The organism is Chengkuizengella axinellae (assembly GCF_030730905.1).
Classification (GTDB): Bacteria; Bacillota; Bacilli; order Paenibacillales; family KCTC-33759; genus Chengkuizengella; species Chengkuizengella axinellae.
Map to the genome: position 1 here is coordinate 531,575 of NZ_JAVAMP010000001.1, position 20,062 is coordinate 551,636.

Here is a 20,062-nt window from a genome sequence, read left to right on the forward strand (position 1 = left end):
CTTTGAAAAAGGTAAAAATTTTTTCAAAGTGGTCATTATTGGTGCTGATATTGTAAAGGCGGCCTTTATTATAATTTGTGTAAGCAGTCAATATGAAACTGGAAAACATCATGAGGAGGTTGAATCAAAGCGTAAGCGTCATTCATATGAAATGAAATAGGTTTTTTATCATAGTAAGGAGGTTGAAGCGAATGAGTAGAAACAGTTTTAGAGAGACAGTAGTGGGGTACTTGTTTATTGGACCGTTAATGATAGGAATGATTTTATTTACTCTCATTCCTATCGCCGTCTCTTTGATATTAAGTTTTACAGATTGGAGTCTTGTTCAAGGGATCAAAGATATTACATTTGTTGGTTTCAAAAACTTCACGTATTTGTTCCAGGATCCAGTATTTATTAAATCTGTGAAAAATAATTTGATTTTTATGCTCGTTGTTCCTATTACAATGGCAATTTCTGTTGTACTTGCTGTTTTACTGAATAGTAACGTATATATGAAAGGTTTATTTAAGGTGATTTTCTTTATTCCTTATATATCAAGTGTGGTAGCAATTGCAATGGTTAGTCAGGTCATCTTTCATCCGTCTTATGGTCCCATTAACGAACTATTAAGAACGTTTGGTATTGAAAATCCTCCTTTGTGGTTGGCTGATCATGATTATGCTTTAATCACGTTAATGCTGATTACGATATGGATGGGAATTGGGTATAAATTGATTATTTATATGGCGGGTCTTCAAAACATTCCACAAGAGCTTTATGAAGCGGCAGATATAGATGGTGCCTCCGGAATTACTAAATTTTTCAAGATCACCCTTCCATTATTGTCACCTACTAGCTTTTTCTTATTAATTACAGGGATCATAGCCTCGTTTAAAGTATTTGACATTATCGTAGTGCTGACTGAAGGTGGTCCATCGGATTCTACGTCCGTTATGGTATTTTATTTGTACAAGCAAGCTTTTGTTAATATGAAAACTGGATTGGCTTCAGCATCTTCAATTGTTCTTGTTCTCATAGTGCTGGGTATCACATTGGTTCAGTTTCTAGCACAGAAGAAATGGGTCAATTATTAGGAGGGAGGTAGTGTTATGCGTATTTTTAATTTACAAAAATTAATCATTACTATATTCATGTTAGGTGTAGGTTTTTTGTTTTTATTTCCATTTTTTTGGATGGTTTCAGCTTCTCTCAAACCGGAAATAGAGGTATTTAATTTTCCGATACAGTGGTTACCTAGTACATGGGAATTTGTATCTTACAACTATTCTCAGGTATGGATTGAAAATCCGTTCCTATTATATTATCGGAATTCTATCATCGTTACAGTGGCTACAACGATCACTTCTGTCACAGTGTCATGTTTAGCTGCATATGGATTTTCGAAAATAAAATTCAAGGGCAGAGATTTTATTTTTCTTATACTACTGGCTATTTATATGGTTCCACACCAGGCAACCTTAGTACCTCAATTTATTATGTTTAGATATATGAATTTATATGATACGTTGACTGGTTTGGTTATATTGAACTCCTTTAGTGTACTTGGAACATTTTTGCTAAGGCAAGCATTTTTAGGAGTGAATAATGAATATTTAGAATCGGCAAGAATGGATGGAGCAGGTCATTTTCGTATCTTTCTTTCTATTATGCTCCCTCTTGTAAGACCAGTGGTGGCTACTTATGCAATATTGAGATTTATTTGGACTTGGAATGACTATCAGAATCCTTTTATTTTCCTAAGATCAGAACATTTATTTACTATACAGCTGGGTGTTCAATCTTTTGGAGATGAATTTGGAAAGTATTATGCCATCGCGATGGCTGGAGCGGTTTCTGCTATTCTACCCCTTTTAATTGTGTTTATTATCGGTCAGAAACATGTTATAGCAGGGATTTCATCAGGTGGAGTAAAAGGTTAAAAAATAGTATAAATATTTTCGAATAAGACAAAAAAGAACATTATGTTAAAATTGATAGTCTATGTATAATAAATTTGTAAACTCACAAAAATTATAGGGGATGTGGTACAATGAAAAAAATTAGTTTGATGATATTTGTCCTTATCGTTTTTGCTACAATGTTATCAGCATGTGGTGGTGATAGTGTGAGCAATAATAGTGAATCTACTAGTTCCAATAATTCAGATTCAGGACAAAGCAATGCATCCAATGAAACGGAAACGGTTACATTGGAGTTGTATACTTGGTTAAAGGAACATGAAGAGCATTGGACAGTATTGTTGGAAGAATTCAACAAAGAGTACCCACACATAAAAATAAATCTAAATAATGATTGGGGTACATCAGAACTAGTGAAGGTAGATCTGGCAGCGGCCTCCCAACAACCAATGGATATTATCACATTACCGAATTCCGAAAGTTATTCACAGCGTCTCGACATGTTTTTACCCTTGGATGAATTTATAAATGAAGAGGGTATGAATTACGATGAAGAATATAAAGTTTCAACTAAGATTAACGATCAGTATTATGCTCTTCCTGGACGATTGCAAATCTGGTTTGTTCTTATGAATAAAGAGAAGCTTGATCAAGCTGGACTTGAAGTTCCGAAAGAATGGACATGGGATGAATTTATGGAATATGCCAAAGTATTGACTAGTGGAGAAGGCGCTGACAAAGAGTATGGAACCTTCTTTCATAAGTGGGTAAATTATTTTACAATGGCAAACCTTAATAATCCAATAAACAATATATTAGTTAATGATGGTAAAGCTGCGATTGACACCGATCGTGTTAGAAAATCTTTAGAAATTACTTACCAATTGCAAAATGAAGATAAAACTGCACCTCCTTATGCAGAGATTATCTCTCAAAAAATGAGTTATAGAAATTATTATTTCCAAGGGAAATCTTCAATTATGCCAATTGGATCGTTTATGATACAAGAAGCGGGCGGAACAGAAAAAACAGCCGCAACCTTCAAAAGTGCCTTTGCACCGTATCCTAAATTTTCAGAGGATGATGAGAATGGTTTAACGTATGGTGGTATTGATTATGTAGGAGTTGCAGCTAATTCTAAACATCCTAAAGAAGCTTATGAATTTATACGCTGGTATACGACAAAGGGCATGAGTATTGCAGGGAACTTGTCTTCTTGGAAAAAAGCAGATCTTGATCAGGAAATTGAAGGGATATTGGCAAATGCGACCCATCCTGAAATGGTTGATTTAGAATCACTTAAGTATGTGATGGACATTTCTATACCAGCTAAAATTTCTCCAACACCTGAATATTACACGGAAGTAAATGAACGTTATATCTCAGAGGTGGAAAAATTCTTATTAAATAAACAGGATCTTGATACAACGATAAAAAATGCAGAGAAGGCAGTTACAGACATCATTAATGCGAATCAATAAATAGCAATGATTTAATCATGCTTTTGATGCAGGAATAGCGCTAAATATATATAACAATTGTATACTTTATGATGAAAAACCGTGAAGAGTTTTATTCTCTTCACGGTCAATCTGTTTTAGCGGGAAGTGATAGAATTGTGGGCAAGGGTGCAGAAATTAACTCAAATATCTTTGCGTAAAAAAATTATCATTGCTATTATTACTTGCTTGATTGTTCCTTCTATTATCGCTATTGCAGTATCAAATTACTTAACAAGAGATGCTATGCTTGATTTAGCAACGGAGACTGCACAAGATTCATTAGATAGAGCGGATATTTATGTGAATAATTATATTTCTTCCATGGTTTATGTGATGAATAACATTCAATTTGATCCAAGTATAAGTAGCATTATGAAGACACTTGGACAGCAATCAAAAGACCCAGCGTTATTAGTTTTGGAAGGTCAAAAAATCACACAGAAGCTGCAGGCGCTAACCGCCGCTTATCAGAATATGTATATTACAGTTTTACTGCCAAATGATGCTTATTTCACCAGCTATCGTGAATTTGATTTCAATCCGATTGAGTTACGATCTGAACCATGGTTCTCCGATCTAGATCAATTAAGTATATACGATGTGCATTGGGTAGGTTTTCAAAAAAATTATATTGAGTCCACGAGACAAGAAAGTCCTTATTTGATCACACTTGCAAAGGTGTTGAAATCAGGCGGTAAGCCGTATGCTTATATAATATTAAGCGTGGAGGAACAATCTATTAGTGATATATTTAATGGATATTCTCAAATTGAAAAAATGATACTTATGGATTCGCAAGGGATTATTATTTCAAGCATAGACGATACAGAGATTGGAAGTCAGTTTGAGTTTTTTAATGAATCGTCGAAGCTTTTAGAAATAGACAATAAGGAGTATTTATTACTAAATAAGCAGATATCGTTTGCAGATTGGAGTTTGAGCAGTCTTGTTTCCTATCAGAACACGATTGAAAGAATTCAAGCGATACAAAGATTTAATTATTTAGTACAGATTATTTTTGTTTTGATTTTTATTGTGCTTTTATTTTTAATTATGAATAGAATTATGAAACCTCTTTTAGGGTTAGAGAGAGTTGCTTCTAGGTTTGATCTTGATAATCTACATGAAAGGGTACAAATTCGTGGAAAAGATGAGATCGGACGGTTAGGGCAAGTATTTAATCAATTGTTAGATCATATACAGAATATGATTAAACAAATTACTGAAGAGCAATCACGTAAGCGGGAAGTTGAGATAGAATTACTGCAAGCACAAATTAATCCTCATTTTTTGTTTAATCTTTTAAATTCGATTCGAATGAGAATTCTTATGAATGGAGATAAGGAAAGTGCGGACATCATTTCCTCTCTATCCAAGTTACTTCGTATGACAATCACTAGAAATAATGAATTTCAATCTGTTCCTGTAGAAGTAGAAGTGGCTAGACATTATGTAAAGTTAATGAACGTGCGACATAATCATAAAATTCAATATCATGAGTTTGTAGATCCTAATGTGTTAATGGAAACATTACCTAGATTTACAATTCAACCTTTCATTGAAAATGCTTTTATTCATGGATTAAAGCAGAAACATGGAGATATAACTTTATCGATTTGGAAGGATCAATCTTTCATGTATTTATCAGTCAAAGATAATGGAATGGGTATGAAGGAAGAGAGATTAGAAGATTTGCACAAATCATTCCAGAGAGGGCAGGATAAATCAGAGAGTCAGGTGAATGGGATAGGGTTAAAAAATGTATATGATCGCTTGCGAATCATATATGACTCTTCTTTTAGTTTAGACATATATAGCGATCCTGAGAGTGGTACTGAGATCAAGGTTCAAATCCCACTTGCAAAAAAAGGAGAGGTTTAACATGTACAAAGTATTATTAGCAGATGATGACTTTCCTGTCATTCAATATTTGATGCAAGAAATTCCATGGGGAGAATTGAATTTACATGTCATAGGGCATGCTGATGACGGATTAGAAGCTTACCATAAAGCAGAAGAAGAATTACCAGATATTCTAATTACGGATATTGGAATGCCTGGAATGGATGGTCTAACACTCATTCGTAAATTAAAGCAGCTTAACCCAGATATGCACATAATTATCATGTCCTGTCATGATGATTTCAAATACACTCGAGAGGCTTTAAAATTAAACGTACATGATTATGTACATAAAGAATCGATGGAATCTAAAGAAATTGAAGAAATTCTAAAAGTTATTATTAGTATGAAGAAAAGTCGACAAGATCAGCAATCACCTCAAGAACAGCAGATGAATAAGACGATTATGAAAGAAAAGCTTATTGGTCAATTTTTATTATCTCCCATCTTTAATGAAGACAGATGGCAAACTGAATTTGCAAAGTTTGGTGTAGATATCTCGAGCAAGCTATATTTTCCAGTTGTCTGTTACATTAATCATTATGACAAACAATTAGGACGTTTTGATTCCGAAGAATTACTAATATACCCTATTATCAATGTCATTGAGGAAATCATTTTTAAAGAACAGAATGCACATTGCTTTCGTTTGGGAACAAAGGAACTGCTACTATTATTCACTGGTAAAGGAGTCAGCTATAGAACTCTAAAGGATATTCAATCCGCAATGTATCAGTATTTAAAAGTCAGTGTTTCATTTGTTACAATCAGTTATCCATGCAGTAGTTTTACAATGCTTAGACAGAACATTAACTATGTACTGGAAAAAACGCTGCAGCGTTTTTATTTATCTGATTCTGTTATCACAAGTATAGAGCAATTAAATAAACCGTTTGTGGATGAGGATGTCTTTAATTATTACGCGGATTTTACAGATGAAATGGAAAAGGTACTTCATTTAGAATCAGAAGATTTACTGAAAGAGACGGTTTCTATGTGGTTCCGGCTTTTTCGAGAAAAGCGTTATCATCCTGAAAAGTTGAAAAGCTTCATCTTACAGTTTGTTATGGATCAATGTATTAAGAAAAGAGTCCCTAAACAACATGTTGGTTTGGACATATCAAAGGAGCTTCACCAAATCATTCTATCCATGGATTCAATATATGAAATGGAGAGGTGGTTGGTTGATTATTGGGAATCACTTCTGAAGTCAATGCTAACGACGTCTATTTTTTCTAAGCGGTCTGAAATATTAAAAGCTCAAAAATATGTTATGGCTAATCTTGAAACAAAAATATCTCTAGATGAGGTATCAAATTTGCTGCATTTGAATCCTGCTTATTTCAGCCGTTTATACAAGAAAGAAACGCAAGAAAGTTTTATTAAATATGTGATTCGAATGAAGATGGAAAAGGCGAAAGAGTGGTTGGAGACAACGGATAAAACTGTAGAGGAAGTTGCTTACAAGTTAGGTTACGATAATAAAAGCTATTTTAATAAGTGTTTTAAGTCCATTTTTAACATGCCCCCCTCACAATTGCAGCAACTAAAAAGAAATGGTTGATATTCTGAAAAATTTTCCTTGACCTTTGTTAGAGCTAGGTGTTAATATGGTTAAGAATGTTAATAAAAGGAGGTTACGTAATAATGAGATTATTGCTGGAACTTAATCAAAAAAAATACAACACCATATTACGTGACCTTGTCGGATAAGTAGTCTAGATTCATCATAACTATATTGTATTATCTTATGCAGGTCACGGGAGTTACTGTGAGCTGCTTTTATTTTATATTGCAATGAAAACAATGAAGGCGTGCCATAGTGATGGTGCGTCTATTTTTTTATGGTCAATTTATTACGTTCTACAAGTTGAAAGGCCCCTTTTTTTACAAGAGGGATATAACAGCCTTATTTTACTGGATAAGGTCATTAAACTTTCAGCATCATTTATCTGATTACTATTTTAGCGTTCCAACTTAGAATTAAATGAGGTGTTTTTACATGAAGTGGAGAGATTGGGATCGGAATTTAAAAGTAAGGTTATATGGGGAAGCTGTCATTGGTATTTTGTTTTGGATGTTCTTTCCTTTTATGGCTATATATTTTACTGACATATTTGGTGAGTTTATAGCTGGTTTATTATTAGTGGTTTCACAGTGTATAAGTGTTATCGCGAATTTATTTGGAGGTTATTGTGCGGATAAATTCGGTAGAAAAAAAATGATGGTGTATTCATATGTTGGTACATCTGCTTCATTTTTGATGTTTCTATTTGCTAACTCACCATGGTATGAATCACCTGTACTGACTTTTATATCATTTTCATTGTTAGGGGTTTTTGGGGCTTTTTATTGGCCTGCAAGTCATGCTATGGTTGCAGATGTTGTGCCTGAAAAAGACCGTACACAAGTATTTGCTGTGTTTTACATTATGATTAATTTGTCGGTAGTTATAGGACCATTACTGGGTGGAATTTTCTTTTTTGATTATCGATTTGAATTACTGGTTGCTGCATTTATAATAAGTGTCATATTTACAATTGTACTGCAACGATTTATTAGAGAAACAGCACCGAATGTTATTACGGGTAGTAATAAAGAGAGCAAAGAGGATAAGTGGTATTCCTTCTTAATAGAGCAAGTTAAAAATTACAGTGTTATTATTACGGATAAAGCATTTTTTGTGTTTATACTTGCAGGAATTTTACTAGCACAAACCTTTATGCAAATGGATTTGCTCTTAGCTGTATATATATCTGAATCAGTACCGAGTCAAACTATATTTAATTTCAATAATTGGTCATTTGTTGCTTCGGGGGAAAAAGTGTTTAGTTGGATTATTGTTGAAAATGGATTGCTGGTTGTATTATTTACTCTTTATGCGACAAAAATATCTGAACGCTTCGAGGCACATAAAGTTTTTATTGTTAGTGCATTGACCTATGGAATCTCCATGATTTTCTTTGGACACACCTTGCAAATTTGGGGATTATTTTTAGCCATGTTTATATTTACAGTAGCAGAGCTTATGGCTGTTGGTATTCAAGAATCATTTGTAGCTAAATTAGCTCCAAAAGAAATGCTAGGTCAATATTATGCGGCTGCTAGTTTACGATTTACTATTGGAAGAACAATTGCTCCAATGGCGATTCCGTTAACGGTTTGGTTTGGGTTTCGATGGACATTTATTATTATTGCCTTATTAGCTTTTGTAGGAGCAGGTTTATATTATGCAATGGCTGTTTTGATAAGAAGGAAAGAGAGTGTAAGTGAAGATTTAGGTAGAGACTCAGCTTTTTAACCAGAGCTGAAAAAAAGGTTTACTTTATGATCAACTTGATTTGTTGAGTGATAAAAATAGAGGGAAATAATAGCCTTATTTCTTGATCTGGTAGGAATTTATTTAAAATAGAGAATCAAAGGGTCTTATATCACTAAATTTACTGATTTGATCTTAAAAGAAAGTGAATAAGACCCTCAAAGCTCTCTATTTTTGTTCAAAATCATCATTTAGTCTAAATAAGACCACTATTTTCTCTTCAACAAACCATGAAACACAACATCATACTCATAATTTCTACTATTGTTTACTCTATAATCTACAAAGTAAGCCGTAGTTGTTTTATAACCACTCCACTGAGTGTCTAATCGATGTAAAGTATGATTTATGGTATGATTCATTTCTTCTCTGTCACTGAACTCATCTATTGACGAACTACCTTCATAAGTTCCTCTAATAGTATAGGTATCAAATAAATCAGATTTGTGAGTTTGTGATTTCGCATTTGTTAGATTCATCTCGAATTTAATCTCATCTAAAATCAAATCTAGCGATCTCTCAGTATGCTTATCTGTATAAACATTACTAACTAGAACAACCCGACCTTCTGTAGAGATTAAATCATTTAAATGATTCTCATAAGATTTAACTAAGTTATCTTCTGATGTTAGTTTCATCATATATTGATCAAACCCGTCTTCGTCCGCATTGAATAAATAATTGTTTACTTCTTTAAAAATGTCAGGTCGCTTTTTGATCATATAATCATACCAAACGTAACCATATATATAAAAATTAGGAGATAAGCTATAATCAGCAAATAATATATCACTTAAATTCAATTGAACTTTAGGGTCCGAATGAATGCGACTTGTCATGATCGACCTAGGATCAATGCCTGTTCTTGTTGAACCGGTAAATAACTCTGCGCCTCCTTCTTCAACCCATACTAAACGTTCACCATCATATATACTGGCAGACTCCCATAATCCAGGAATGAGATAACGACTCTGCAAGTAATGAAAATATTCATGTCGAAACAATTCTTCTAAATGATATAAACTTTCTACTCCCATCGTCCGATTCCATGTATACATGATTCCATCTTCTTCAATGTATGTTCCTCCGTTGTTTGTATCAATACCATTTAATTGACTAGCCATTTGATACTGCATGTTGCTATTATAAATAATAGCTGTGAGAACATTGTCTACATTTCCTATTTGCACAGGAATATCATTTCCATAATAACGATGGAACTGTGCTTTCACTTCTTTGGCTGCCCAATAAAGCCATTCTATAGTTACTGGACTTATTTTATTTCCTGCTTTGATTACAAAAGTTCCATCATCAAAAGAATAATGATTACCATAATAATACTGTTCATATTCAGCCTTGACTTGTTTGTAATCTACGATTGCACTATGATCACTATATATTTCTGCTTGTTTTAAGTATCCGCTGCTATATTTTGGATAAGTATCTAGGGAGCGTGAGAAAGTATTTTGGGTAAAGTTCGGATCAGTATGGAGATAACCATTTTCCTGAATAAAGGTGATCACTTGATCTAGGATGGAGGCATAATCTGGATTTTCGTATATTTTTTTCGATAGAAATTGAGCAATTTCATTCAGTGCTTTATCAACATTTTCATACCAGACTACAACTTCTTCAGATGAAATATTTTCATCGTAAATTAAGTTATCGTTATTCATTATAGACGCTTTTACACCATTGATCGTTGCTTGCACTGCTTTTTCAAAACTTTTTATTTTTATATAAATACTAGGGGTTTGCTCGTTAAACAGTTGTATAATACGGTATGCTGCTTCCAAATAATTTAACTCAACAGAAGAAATCTCAGCTATATAGCCTGTATGTTCCACAATTTCATTTTGTATTTCTGTACCTAATGTAAAATTTTCGTTCGATATGATATCAGAAAGAGCAGCGCTTGCTTTGTTTTTAAAAATATAATCTGACACATATGTTATTTCCGGATCAGATTTAATATCATCTGATTTAACGCCTCTAATTACAACCTTCATAATTGTATCTATTCCTAAACTGTCTTTGGCTGTATATTGTGAACCTAAACATTGCATCTCATTAAGTAAATAATCTATTCTTTTTTGGTCAGCATAAAAAATAGCTGTATCTTGGTTATCATCATGGAAGTCGGTTATGTTTTTTATATCCACACTTGTTAGAACCTTTGATAACTCTGAATAATCTAAGTTGTTTAAATCATTAAAAGTGTATACGTCATGATTAAGTGAAGTATTTTGCTCTTCTAAAGTGCTTCGCTCTATACAAGTGAATTCTTCCTGGCTATTATTAATTTGAAATAAAACTATGAAAAGCGACAGGATGACAATAGACATAGTTAAAAAGATACCTATACGTTTAAAAGAATTTAGAATCTTCATTATTATTATTTCAACACACTCCAATAGAATAATATTTTTTCATATTTATTAGGTCTTGGATAGTAGTGTCTTGGTTCAATGGGTAATACTTAATAGTGATTATAATTATCAAAACCACTCTTTAAACATTTTAAAATATTTAACAATGTTAATAACACATATGGTAACGGCAATCAAATTTAAAATAAAGAACCCGTACGTCATGATTACAACTTCTATAAAAGCCAAGTCTGATCTAAAACCAATACCCCAAAGTGAAAAATATAACCAAAGTAAATGAAGGAGGAATAAAATTACAGAAGAAATGAATTTATATGTAAATTCCTTTTGTATATTAAAAAACAAATAAAAAAGAATTAAATATATGAAGCTGTGAATGCTAAATTTTATAAGTTCTTCACTAGGATTGAATTCCACATATGTTAGTATAACTGTGTGAGAAGCATATTCTGATGCTGTTGCCATGATTATGAGTATAAACATAGAATAGATAAGTAAATTAATTAAAAAAATAGTTTTTAAACAAACCAGCATCACTTTTTGAGCATTTGTTTTAGAAATATTTTTAATGTCTGCATCCAAAAATCTTCACCTCAACTAGTGTTAACCTTAGTGTTCAAAAGAAATTTATCTGACTATTAATTCGTCATCAATTTTTCTATTCCTCTTATTCGTTCTACATGTTGTCATTATTCTTTTTTTCTAGGAGAGGTAGCAGTCTCCTTTCACCTGATAAGTTCATCTTATTTCATTTCAGTAGGAGATGTTGAAACTCCACACGGAAAAATCCCTTTTCTAGCCTATAGATAAAAGTCCAAGCAAAAAAAGTTAGATTCTGTTTATTTCCAAGTAAAAATCACCCACAATCTTTGACCTATACGATCTGAACATATACAATGATGAAAGATCATTTAGTGTTTGAAAAACAAGTGGAGGACTATAATGAAACGTCAAATAGAAGATATAGAGTTACTAGCACCTGCGGGTGATTGGGATTGCATGAAAGCAGCAGTAGCTAATGGAGCAGATGCTGTTTATTTTGGAGTGGACAAGTTTAATGCTCGTGTGAGAGCCAAAAATTTTACAATAGAAGATTTGCCTGAGGTTATGTCATTTTTGCATACGTATGGAGTAAAAGGGTTTGTTACGTTTAACATTCTTGTGTTTGAGGATGAATTAGAAGCAGCTAAACAATTAGTGGAAGGCTGTATGGATGCAGGAGTAGATGCTTTAATTGTACAGGATTTAGGATTAGTGAAAATGATTCGTGAAATCTCTCCTGACTTCCCTATTCATGGCTCGACTCAGATGACCATTACTTCACCTGAAGCAGCTGAGTTTACAAAACCTTATGACATGGAACGTATTGTTTTAGGAAGAGAGAATAATTTAAAACACATTCAAAAAATTGGAGAAGAAGCGAAACTACCAATGGAAGTTTTTGTTCATGGAGCACTTTGTGTTTCCTACTCTGGTCAATGTTTAACTTCAGAAATGTGGGGAGGACGTTCGGCAAACCGGGGTGAGTGTGCGCAAGCATGTCGATTGCCTTATGACATGATGGTTGACGGAGAACATCAGCCGATGGGTGATGTGACATATTTATTATCTCCAAAAGACTTAGCAGCGATTGAAATTGTACCTGAATTAATTGAAGCAGGCGTCACATCCTTTAAAATAGAGGGTCGCCTAAAAAGTGCTGAATATGTCGCCAATGTGGTTAGTAAATACAGAAAAGCAATAGATCGTTATTTTAAAGGTAAAAATGCAAAACCAAATAAGTATGAAATGCGTGAATTACAGCAAAGTTTTTCCCGAGGTTTTACGTACGGATTCCTAAAAGGAACGAATAACAAACAGTTAGTAGATGGAACCTTTCCTAAAAGCAGAGGTGTTTTTTTAGGTGATGTGAAACAAGTAACGAAGCGAGGCGTGATATGTAAACTTGAGGCTCCTTTAAAACGAGGGGACGGTATCGTTTATGATGCCGGTGATCCAACCAAAGATGAAGAAGGCGGACGTATTTACGATCTAAGAGTTGATGGTGTTAAATTTGAAGGTGAAGCAAAAGAAGGTCAATTAATCGAGGTTGTCTTAGGTCGTAATGATATCAATTTACAAAGAGTCCATGTAGGGGACCGCATTTGGAAAACAAATGATCCTAAGTTGGATAAAACCCTCCGTGAAACCTTTGAAACTGAAAAACCTTATCACATATTCCCATTAGAGATTCAGGTTACTGGTAAAGAAGGGGAACCATTAACTGCGACATTTACGGATATAAAAACAAAACATCAAGTTACAGTGCAAACAGAGAAGAACTTAGAGAAAGCAATAAAAAGACCACTAGAAGATGAAATTTTACAGGATCAATTGGGACGTATGGGCGGAACCATTTTCTATCTCGAGAATATAATGAATCAACTAGAAGGACAAGTCATTGTTCCAATTAAACAATTAAATAAGATCCGTCGCGATGCAGTTGAACAATTAGTGGAAAGTCGCCAGAAACCAATCACATATACAAAACGAGAAGCGGATGTATTCGCTGATTCTGTTACTAATCAAGAACCGGCAAATGATCCTAATTTAGTTGTGCTTTGCAGAAGCCTTGATCAAGTACAAGCGGTTTCCGAAACTCATGTGGAGTGGATTTATGCTGACTTTGAATTTATTAAACAATATCCTGCTGCGGTAGATTGTGCTCGGAAAGCAGGTAAGAAAATTGCCTTAACAACACCACGTATTCATATGCCGGGTGAAACAGGTTATTTTAATCATATATTAAAGCTGAAGCCTGATGCAGTTCTTCTTAGAAATACTGGTGCTGTCCATGAGTTTATCAAAAGAAAAGAGGGAAATCCGACTGAAGAATTTCCACTGATGTTCGGTGATTTTTCCTTAAACATGGCAAATCATAAAACGATAGAGCTTTTCCAAAACTCAGGTTTGGATCGCTGTACACCTTCATATGACCTAAATATTCAACAAATGATGGATTTATTAGATAATACAGATACGTCCAAGTTGGAAGTTGTTATACATCAACACATGCCTATGTATCATACAGAACATTGTGTTTATTGTACTTTTTTAAGTGAAGGAACCGATTATACAAATTGCGGCAGACCTTGTGAGGAGCATCGTGTTTCTTTAAGAGATCGTATTGGTATGTCACATCCAGTTCGTGTGGATGAAGGCTGTCGAAACACAGTTTACAATGCAATTGAACAGTCTGGAGCGGAGTATTTAAAACATTTTATGAAATCAGGAGTTTCTAATTTCCGTATTGAATTTTTAGAAGAGTCTCCTGAAAAAGTAAAGGAAGTTATTAGCTTATACAACAAAGCGATTAAAGGTGAAATTAGTGGGACTCAAGTGTGGAGAACATTAAAGGCAACGAATCAGTTGGGTGTTACAAGAGGACAGCTTACAAAATAAATGACAGAACATATTTCTCGGGAAATAGACTACTTTGGTTCACAATGAACTAAGGTGGTCTTTTTTTAATCCTATTTGTATATTTATAAAAAATGTTATGATAACGATAACAGTATAGATAGTGCAAAAAAGTGGAATATAGTATGGGGGAAAGCAAATGCGATTTTTAATCCTGATTATTATTTGTGTAATTGGACTAATTGGATGTTCTAATCAAACTCCGGACAGCACATCTGACATTAGTGACGGTTTGCCACTTCCTTGGCTAAATTATAGCGATGAAAAATATGTATATGATGAGCACATTGACAGTCGTGAATTTAATATTAATGTAGTTTCTACATCAAATTTCACAGACACAAATGATTACAGACCTGGATTAGAAATTTATATAGAATTATCAACTGGTGATCTTTTTGTAGAAGAGAAATCAGATAAGGTAATGGAATGGATTCGCTTTAAAAAAGTGGAAACCAATAGCACGAGGAAAGATATAGATGAATTAGTCGCCGTTAATCAACATCTGAAAAATCCAATTACATTTAATGATAACAATTTAAACAAGTCAGATCTGTGGTTAAATGCAGCACCCATGATTTATAAAGGATTTGATCATACTCAAGTAATAGATGGAAAAATCTATGCTGTAGGTGGTGGAAGTAATAATCAAGGTCTAGAAATATATGATCCCAAACTAGATACATGGGTTAAAGCAGCCAATATTGAAAGTATGAATGAAGACAGATATATATTAAACACGATAATAATGGAAGGGAAAATTTATGCAATCGGGGCATTTGAAAATCGATTGTATTATGATCAATATGCAGGGGATAATCATGAAGCAAAAGAAGTTTATGTATATAATCCTGTTACCGACCATTGGATTCAGCTTGCAAGCATGAATCATGAACGATTGGGTTTTAAGTCGGTAGTATTGAATGGAAAGCTTTATGTTTTCGGTGGTTACCAAGGAACACAGTCAATCAGTAGTGTAGAAGTATATGATCCAAAAGCAAATACTTGGACAGAATTAGCAAATATGCATGAGAGTAGAGCTCCTGGTCAAATAGAAGTTATTAATGGAAAAATATACGTGGTTGGAGGAGGTTATTGTGACTCTCCTACCACTGGTGATGATCATGTCTGTTGGGGAATCAGTAGAAATAACATAGAAGTATATGATCCAAAAGCAAATACTTGGACAGTTGAAACTAATATTCCTGAATCAAGGGATATAAACTTAACAACAGTTATTAATGAAAAAATTTATATATTTGGTGGGTATGATGATTCAGCGTATACTTATTTAAAAAGAGTAGATCTATATGATCCTTTAAAAAAAGTTTGGAAACAAGCCTCTAATATGAATTATGGGAGGAGATTTGGCTCAATGGAGTCATATGGAGAAAAAATTTATATCATTGGCGAAGCTAAGAGTAAAGTTTATGATGAGGGTCAATTATTCAATGTAGAAATCTATGACCCTCAATTAAACCAATGGACAGAGTTAACAAAGATGAATACTGAAATGAATCATTTTAAAACTGAAATCATAGATGGAGAGCTCTATGTTATAGGGATAAATCAAATTGAAAAGATTGATTTGAATGCGATAAATAATTAAATTGCGTGAAAAGATGATTTCATTGCAATAAGGGACCGAATTTCCATTATTGTACGTCTAGCCAATCAAGGTACAACTCGTCGGTATATTTCATTAGATATTTTTTCATAGAATACCTATTTTTTTGATTTTTCAGTAAATTACTATTTGTGAATATCCTCGTATACCACTTTAGTCTAATATAGGTTTCTACATTTGAGGGAGGTTTTTTTTACTTTATTTTCCTATACTATATTATAGGTTATTGATAGATTAACGCTACAAGATGTGAATGAACTGGGCACAGAGGACTATCTTGTAGTGAAATAACCTAATGATAGGAGCGATAAAATGAAAAAACTTTTATTATTGATCATTTTTATATTGGCTATATCAAGTACGGTGATTGCAATGGCATTTAATGGGAGCTTGAATGATGAACCATTAGCTATTCACGCCAGCGAATATCATGCAGCAGTAGATGAAGTTTTTGATGACTCAGATCAAAACAGATATGTTATTGATGTGAATTTAAATAGAGTAAGCCATAATGTTGAAGTCAGGGAGTTTGGAATACAACCAAACAGTTTGTATACTTGGAATGAATTATTTAAATTAAAGAATAACTCTGATATTGAGATGGATAATATTAAAATTGGGTTTGAACCTAAAGTTGGAAATGATCTCTCTTTTTTAAATGAGCTTGGTTTAAAGGTGAGAAATGGTACAGAAAATGAATGGTTTACTATAGATGAAATAAACCACCAATTTTTACTAGGAAATTTGATATCTGGACAGGAAGAGTGGATAGATATTCAAGTGGATCAATTCGAAAGTCATGCTTCAAAAGGATTTAAAAATTTCAATATCGTTGTTTATTATCCAAATAACAATCCAGATGAAGATGATCCAGATCAACCTAAAACTAAAACAACAGTTAGCACGTCATCTTCAAAGTATTTAGAGATATATTTGTATCTGGATAAGGCAAATGCAGTTGTGAATGGGAATGAAGTCTATATCGATCCCAATAATATGAATGTTCGACCATTTATATTAGATGATAGAACATTTCTCCCAATGAGATTTTTAAGCGAAGCATTAGGTGCTGAAGTAGAATGGGATGGCCCTACAGATACTGTTACCATCACAGAAGAAGACAGGGAACTCATCCTTGTTATTGGTGAAAAAACAATCTGGATTAATGGAGAAGCAGTGGAAATTGATGTAGCACCAGTATTAACAGAGGATGAAAGAACTTTTCTTCCTGTCAGAGCTGTTGCGGAAGCTTTAGGTAGATATGTTAATTGGTACGATGGTTTGGTGTTCGTAACAGATCGGAACATTGAATTGAGTGAAAGTAAGAAAAAGAATATCATAAACGAGTATTTTATTGATGGAATCATAAGCAGAATAAGAAGTTTGTTTTAACATAAGATATAAGTAATTGTTATTTAAAGAAGAGCTTGGGAAATGCCCCAAGCTCTTTAACTTTTATTAATATAAGACCTTACATGAACTCCGATAGGCGTTTTATTCTAAGATTTAATATTACGAATATAGCTTAGAAGTCGGATTTACCCTTTGCGCAAAATACGAGCATCAAATAAAAACGGGCCAAATGGAACAATCGAAGAGATTGCTGCAAGTAATGCTTTACTAAAAGGCCATTTGTGCTCAGTTGCAACATATAAAATAGTGATAATAAAAAGAATAAACAATCCACCATGGATGGATCCAACGATAGATACTGCTGTAGGAATATCAAAAATATACTTTAAAGGCATCGCTATGAACAAGAGGATGAGGAAAGATAAACCTTCTGCAAATCCAATATAGCGAAAAAACTGAATTGATTTACTCAACTGAAATCTGCTCCTTTTTTCTATAATAAAATGATTATATCAAATTTTAATAGATTTAACAGAAATAGAATTCAGATATTTCATGACAAATGATGGGCAAATGAGACGTTAGTATTAATTTACCGTATGATAATAATAACTTTTTGATTTGGGGTGGCCATATATGAAACAATTATTAAAAACAAAAGTGGATGAAATGTTAGAGCTATATTTAACAACCCAAAAGGACTTTAGGTGGGAAAACCATTTATCTGTTCATTTTGCTGCACTCACTTATAGTCAAAAGAATAAAAGTTACAATAAAAATGATATGAAAGATACAATGAGTTATATAAAAGAAAATACAAGGTTGTTTTCTCCTTTTAGAAATTCAACGTTTATGATTTCGATGTTATTGAGCAGTGAGTTTAGTGAACCCAAACAGCAATTTATCAAATTGTTGGATTATGAAAAAATGTTAAAGGAAGCTGGATTTAAAAATAGCACGTACATTCCGATTACATGTTATGCTTTGTCATTAACATGTAATGAAAATGAAAATACATTGCAAGAAAGAATACAAAAATCATTTGAAATATATTCTGAAATGAAAAAAAATCATCCATGGCTCACTAGTGGGGATGATTATCCACTAAGTGTTATGTTAGCAAACTCAGATTTTTCTGTCGAAAGCAGCATTCAAAAAATTGAGGAATTGTATAAGTCTTTAAATGAGATAGGTTTTCACAGAGGAAATGGATTACAGTTGCTTTCTCATATTTTATCTTTTAGTGAAGAGAGTGTGTTTGAGAAAACGAAAAGATGTGAAGAAATATTTGAAATCCTGAAGAGAAACAAACTAAAGATCCACTCACAGTATTATGCAGCACTTGGACTAATCACATTATTGGATAATAAAAATCATGAAGTTGTTCAGGAATTAATAGATGTGGTTATATATTTAAACGGACTTAAAAAGTATAAATGGCTTGGAAAAGGTATGAATGTACTTTTGGCATCTGTCATAGTAAGTAGACATTTTATAGAAGAAAAAACAACTCAAAATGAACTGATTGATACCACGTTAAGTATTTCGATTGAAGCACTAATTGCAGCACAGACAGCAGCAACCGTATCAGCAATTGTTGCAACATCAGCAGCTGCATCAACTACAAATTCTGAGTAAAGTATTTCTGGTTTGGGCAGTGGTGTGGAAGAGAAGTGTGACACCTATTGCTGAACAACGTGAAAAAGTTTGAATTTGCATATTAAAGAACCGTCTGATGGTTATTCAGACGGTTCTTCTAATATTATTACTTATGGTTTAGAATACGCGGGAATAAAATATTGTTCTCTAAATGTACATGCTGAAAAATATCTGATTCTAATGCTTCTAATCGTTGATATACAAGTCTATAAGTACCACATGCATCTGCAGGAGGGGTGAAATCATTAGTGATTTCTCTCAATTCCTTAATGAAATTACCTGCGCCATCATGCTCATCTTCTAGTTCAATTATGGCTTTTTGCAATGTTTTCAATTTTTCTTCTGAAGGATCTTTTTCAAAACCTAAGATTAAAGGAAAGACCTCGTTTTCCTCTTTGATTGTGTGTTGCTCTAATTCTGTTTTTAATTGGTGAAATAGTGAATGTACTTTTACAAGATGTTTTTGATCTGCTCCATGAACTCTTAAAACCTTTGTTACGTAAGGGCTTAATTGAGGCAACTCCTCATTTAAATAACGATGGTGTGTATTGATGATATGGTTGATCAAATCTGTGTAGGAGAATGAAGTCCAATCTTGAACGGTTTCTTTAGCAATGATCATTTCCTCATAAGATTTATTTAAAGTGTTTAATAGGTCGTCTAGCTCAACATTTTTATTCTCTACCGCTTTGATTAGCTTCTGATCTCCTCCACAACAAAAATCAATTTTATATTTTTTAAACAAGTCAGCAGATTTGGGAAACTTAGTTACAATTTCTCCTACAGCAGTTTGTCCATGAAATGTAGTTTCCATCATTCTTACCTCCAAAATAGATTAATTAATTTACTTTCACATTAAAGATATCGTATATAAAGGATTGATGTTGTGATTCGAATCACACCTTTTACGAATGGTTGATAAAGAAATGGTTTATACTAAGTGAATCTTT

At 33.2% G+C, this 20,062-nt stretch carries 14 protein-coding genes; 10 read left to right on the top strand and 4 right to left on the bottom strand.

The features are described from left to right. Positions 1–191: 191 nt before the first annotated feature. From Q5Y73_RS02660 to Q5Y73_RS02685, 6 genes are all read left to right on the top strand, one after another. Positions 192–1,076, top strand: coding sequence for a carbohydrate ABC transporter permease (locus tag Q5Y73_RS02660; protein WP_305990290.1), 885 nt, complete (start codon positions 192–194; stop codon positions 1,074–1,076). 15 nt (positions 1,077–1,091) lie between these two features. Then, entirely contained in the window at positions 1,092–1,922 is an 831-nt protein-coding gene (locus tag Q5Y73_RS02665; RefSeq protein ID WP_305990291.1) for a carbohydrate ABC transporter permease, read from the top strand. A 110-nt stretch (positions 1,923–2,032) separates the two neighbouring features. Beyond that, positions 2,033–3,382 carry an ABC transporter substrate-binding protein gene (locus tag Q5Y73_RS02670; protein WP_305990292.1) on the top strand — a complete coding sequence of 450 codons (1,350 nt, stop codon included), beginning with the start codon at positions 2,033–2,035 and terminating at the stop codon, positions 3,380–3,382. A gap of 135 nt (positions 3,383–3,517) precedes the next feature. Beyond that, positions 3,518–5,284, top strand: a complete 1,767-nt coding sequence (locus tag Q5Y73_RS02675; protein WP_305990293.1) for a sensor histidine kinase — start codon at positions 3,518–3,520, stop codon at positions 5,282–5,284. A gap of 1 nt (position 5,285) precedes the next feature. Next, positions 5,286–6,869 (top strand): response regulator transcription factor, encoded by a 1,584-nt coding sequence (locus Q5Y73_RS02680; RefSeq protein ID WP_305990294.1) that lies wholly within the window; start codon positions 5,286–5,288, stop codon positions 6,867–6,869. Between the two features lie 438 nt (positions 6,870–7,307). Next, positions 7,308–8,606, top strand: coding sequence for an MDR family MFS transporter (locus tag Q5Y73_RS02685; protein WP_305990295.1), 1,299 nt, complete (start codon positions 7,308–7,310; stop codon positions 8,604–8,606). Between the two features lie 227 nt (positions 8,607–8,833). On the opposite strand, the gene Q5Y73_RS02690 is transcribed toward Q5Y73_RS02685, so the two are convergent. Together Q5Y73_RS02690 and Q5Y73_RS02695 are read right to left on the bottom strand one after the other, a co-directional pair. After that, the gene (locus Q5Y73_RS02690; protein WP_305990296.1) at positions 8,834–10,969 is read right to left on the bottom strand and encodes a collagenase; all 2,136 of its coding nucleotides are present in this window, start codon (positions 10,967–10,969) and stop codon (positions 8,834–8,836) included. A gap of 153 nt (positions 10,970–11,122) precedes the next feature. After that, positions 11,123–11,596 (bottom strand): hypothetical protein, encoded by a 474-nt coding sequence (locus tag Q5Y73_RS02695; protein ID WP_305990297.1) that lies wholly within the window; start codon positions 11,594–11,596, stop codon positions 11,123–11,125. Positions 11,597–11,956: 360 nt separating this feature from the next. Between Q5Y73_RS02695 and Q5Y73_RS02700 the strand changes: the two genes are divergently transcribed. The 3 genes from Q5Y73_RS02700 to Q5Y73_RS02710 all read left to right on the top strand — a co-directional run bounded on the left by Q5Y73_RS02700 (position 11,957) and on the right by Q5Y73_RS02710 (position 17,492). Continuing rightward, positions 11,957–14,455, top strand: a complete 2,499-nt coding sequence (locus Q5Y73_RS02700) for a U32 family peptidase (protein ID WP_305990298.1) — start codon at positions 11,957–11,959, stop codon at positions 14,453–14,455. A 157-nt stretch (positions 14,456–14,612) separates the two neighbouring features. After that, positions 14,613–16,082, top strand: a complete 1,470-nt coding sequence (locus Q5Y73_RS02705; protein WP_305990299.1) for a Kelch repeat-containing protein — start codon at positions 14,613–14,615, stop codon at positions 16,080–16,082. A 330-nt stretch (positions 16,083–16,412) separates the two neighbouring features. Continuing rightward, positions 16,413–17,492, top strand: coding sequence for a stalk domain-containing protein (locus tag Q5Y73_RS02710; protein ID WP_305990300.1), 1,080 nt, complete (start codon positions 16,413–16,415; stop codon positions 17,490–17,492). Positions 17,493–17,638: 146 nt separating this feature from the next. Here the strand turns inward: Q5Y73_RS02710 and Q5Y73_RS02715 are convergent, their stop codons facing one another. Beyond that, a complete protein-coding gene (locus tag Q5Y73_RS02715) occupies positions 17,639–17,926 on the bottom strand; it encodes a DUF3817 domain-containing protein (protein ID WP_305990301.1) in 288 nt (95 codons plus the stop codon). Between the two features lie 163 nt (positions 17,927–18,089). On the opposite strand from Q5Y73_RS02715, the gene Q5Y73_RS02720 reads away from it, so the two are divergent. Next, the gene (locus Q5Y73_RS02720) at positions 18,090–19,091 is read left to right on the top strand and encodes a DUF4003 family protein (protein ID WP_305990302.1); all 1,002 of its coding nucleotides are present in this window, start codon (positions 18,090–18,092) and stop codon (positions 19,089–19,091) included. Between the two features lie 127 nt (positions 19,092–19,218). Here the strand turns inward: Q5Y73_RS02720 and ric are convergent, their stop codons facing one another. Further along, complete coding sequence (gene ric / locus Q5Y73_RS02725; protein ID WP_305990303.1) at positions 19,219–19,926, bottom strand: iron-sulfur cluster repair di-iron protein; 708 nt, start codon at positions 19,924–19,926, stop codon at positions 19,219–19,221. Positions 19,927–20,062: the final 136 nt, after the last annotated feature.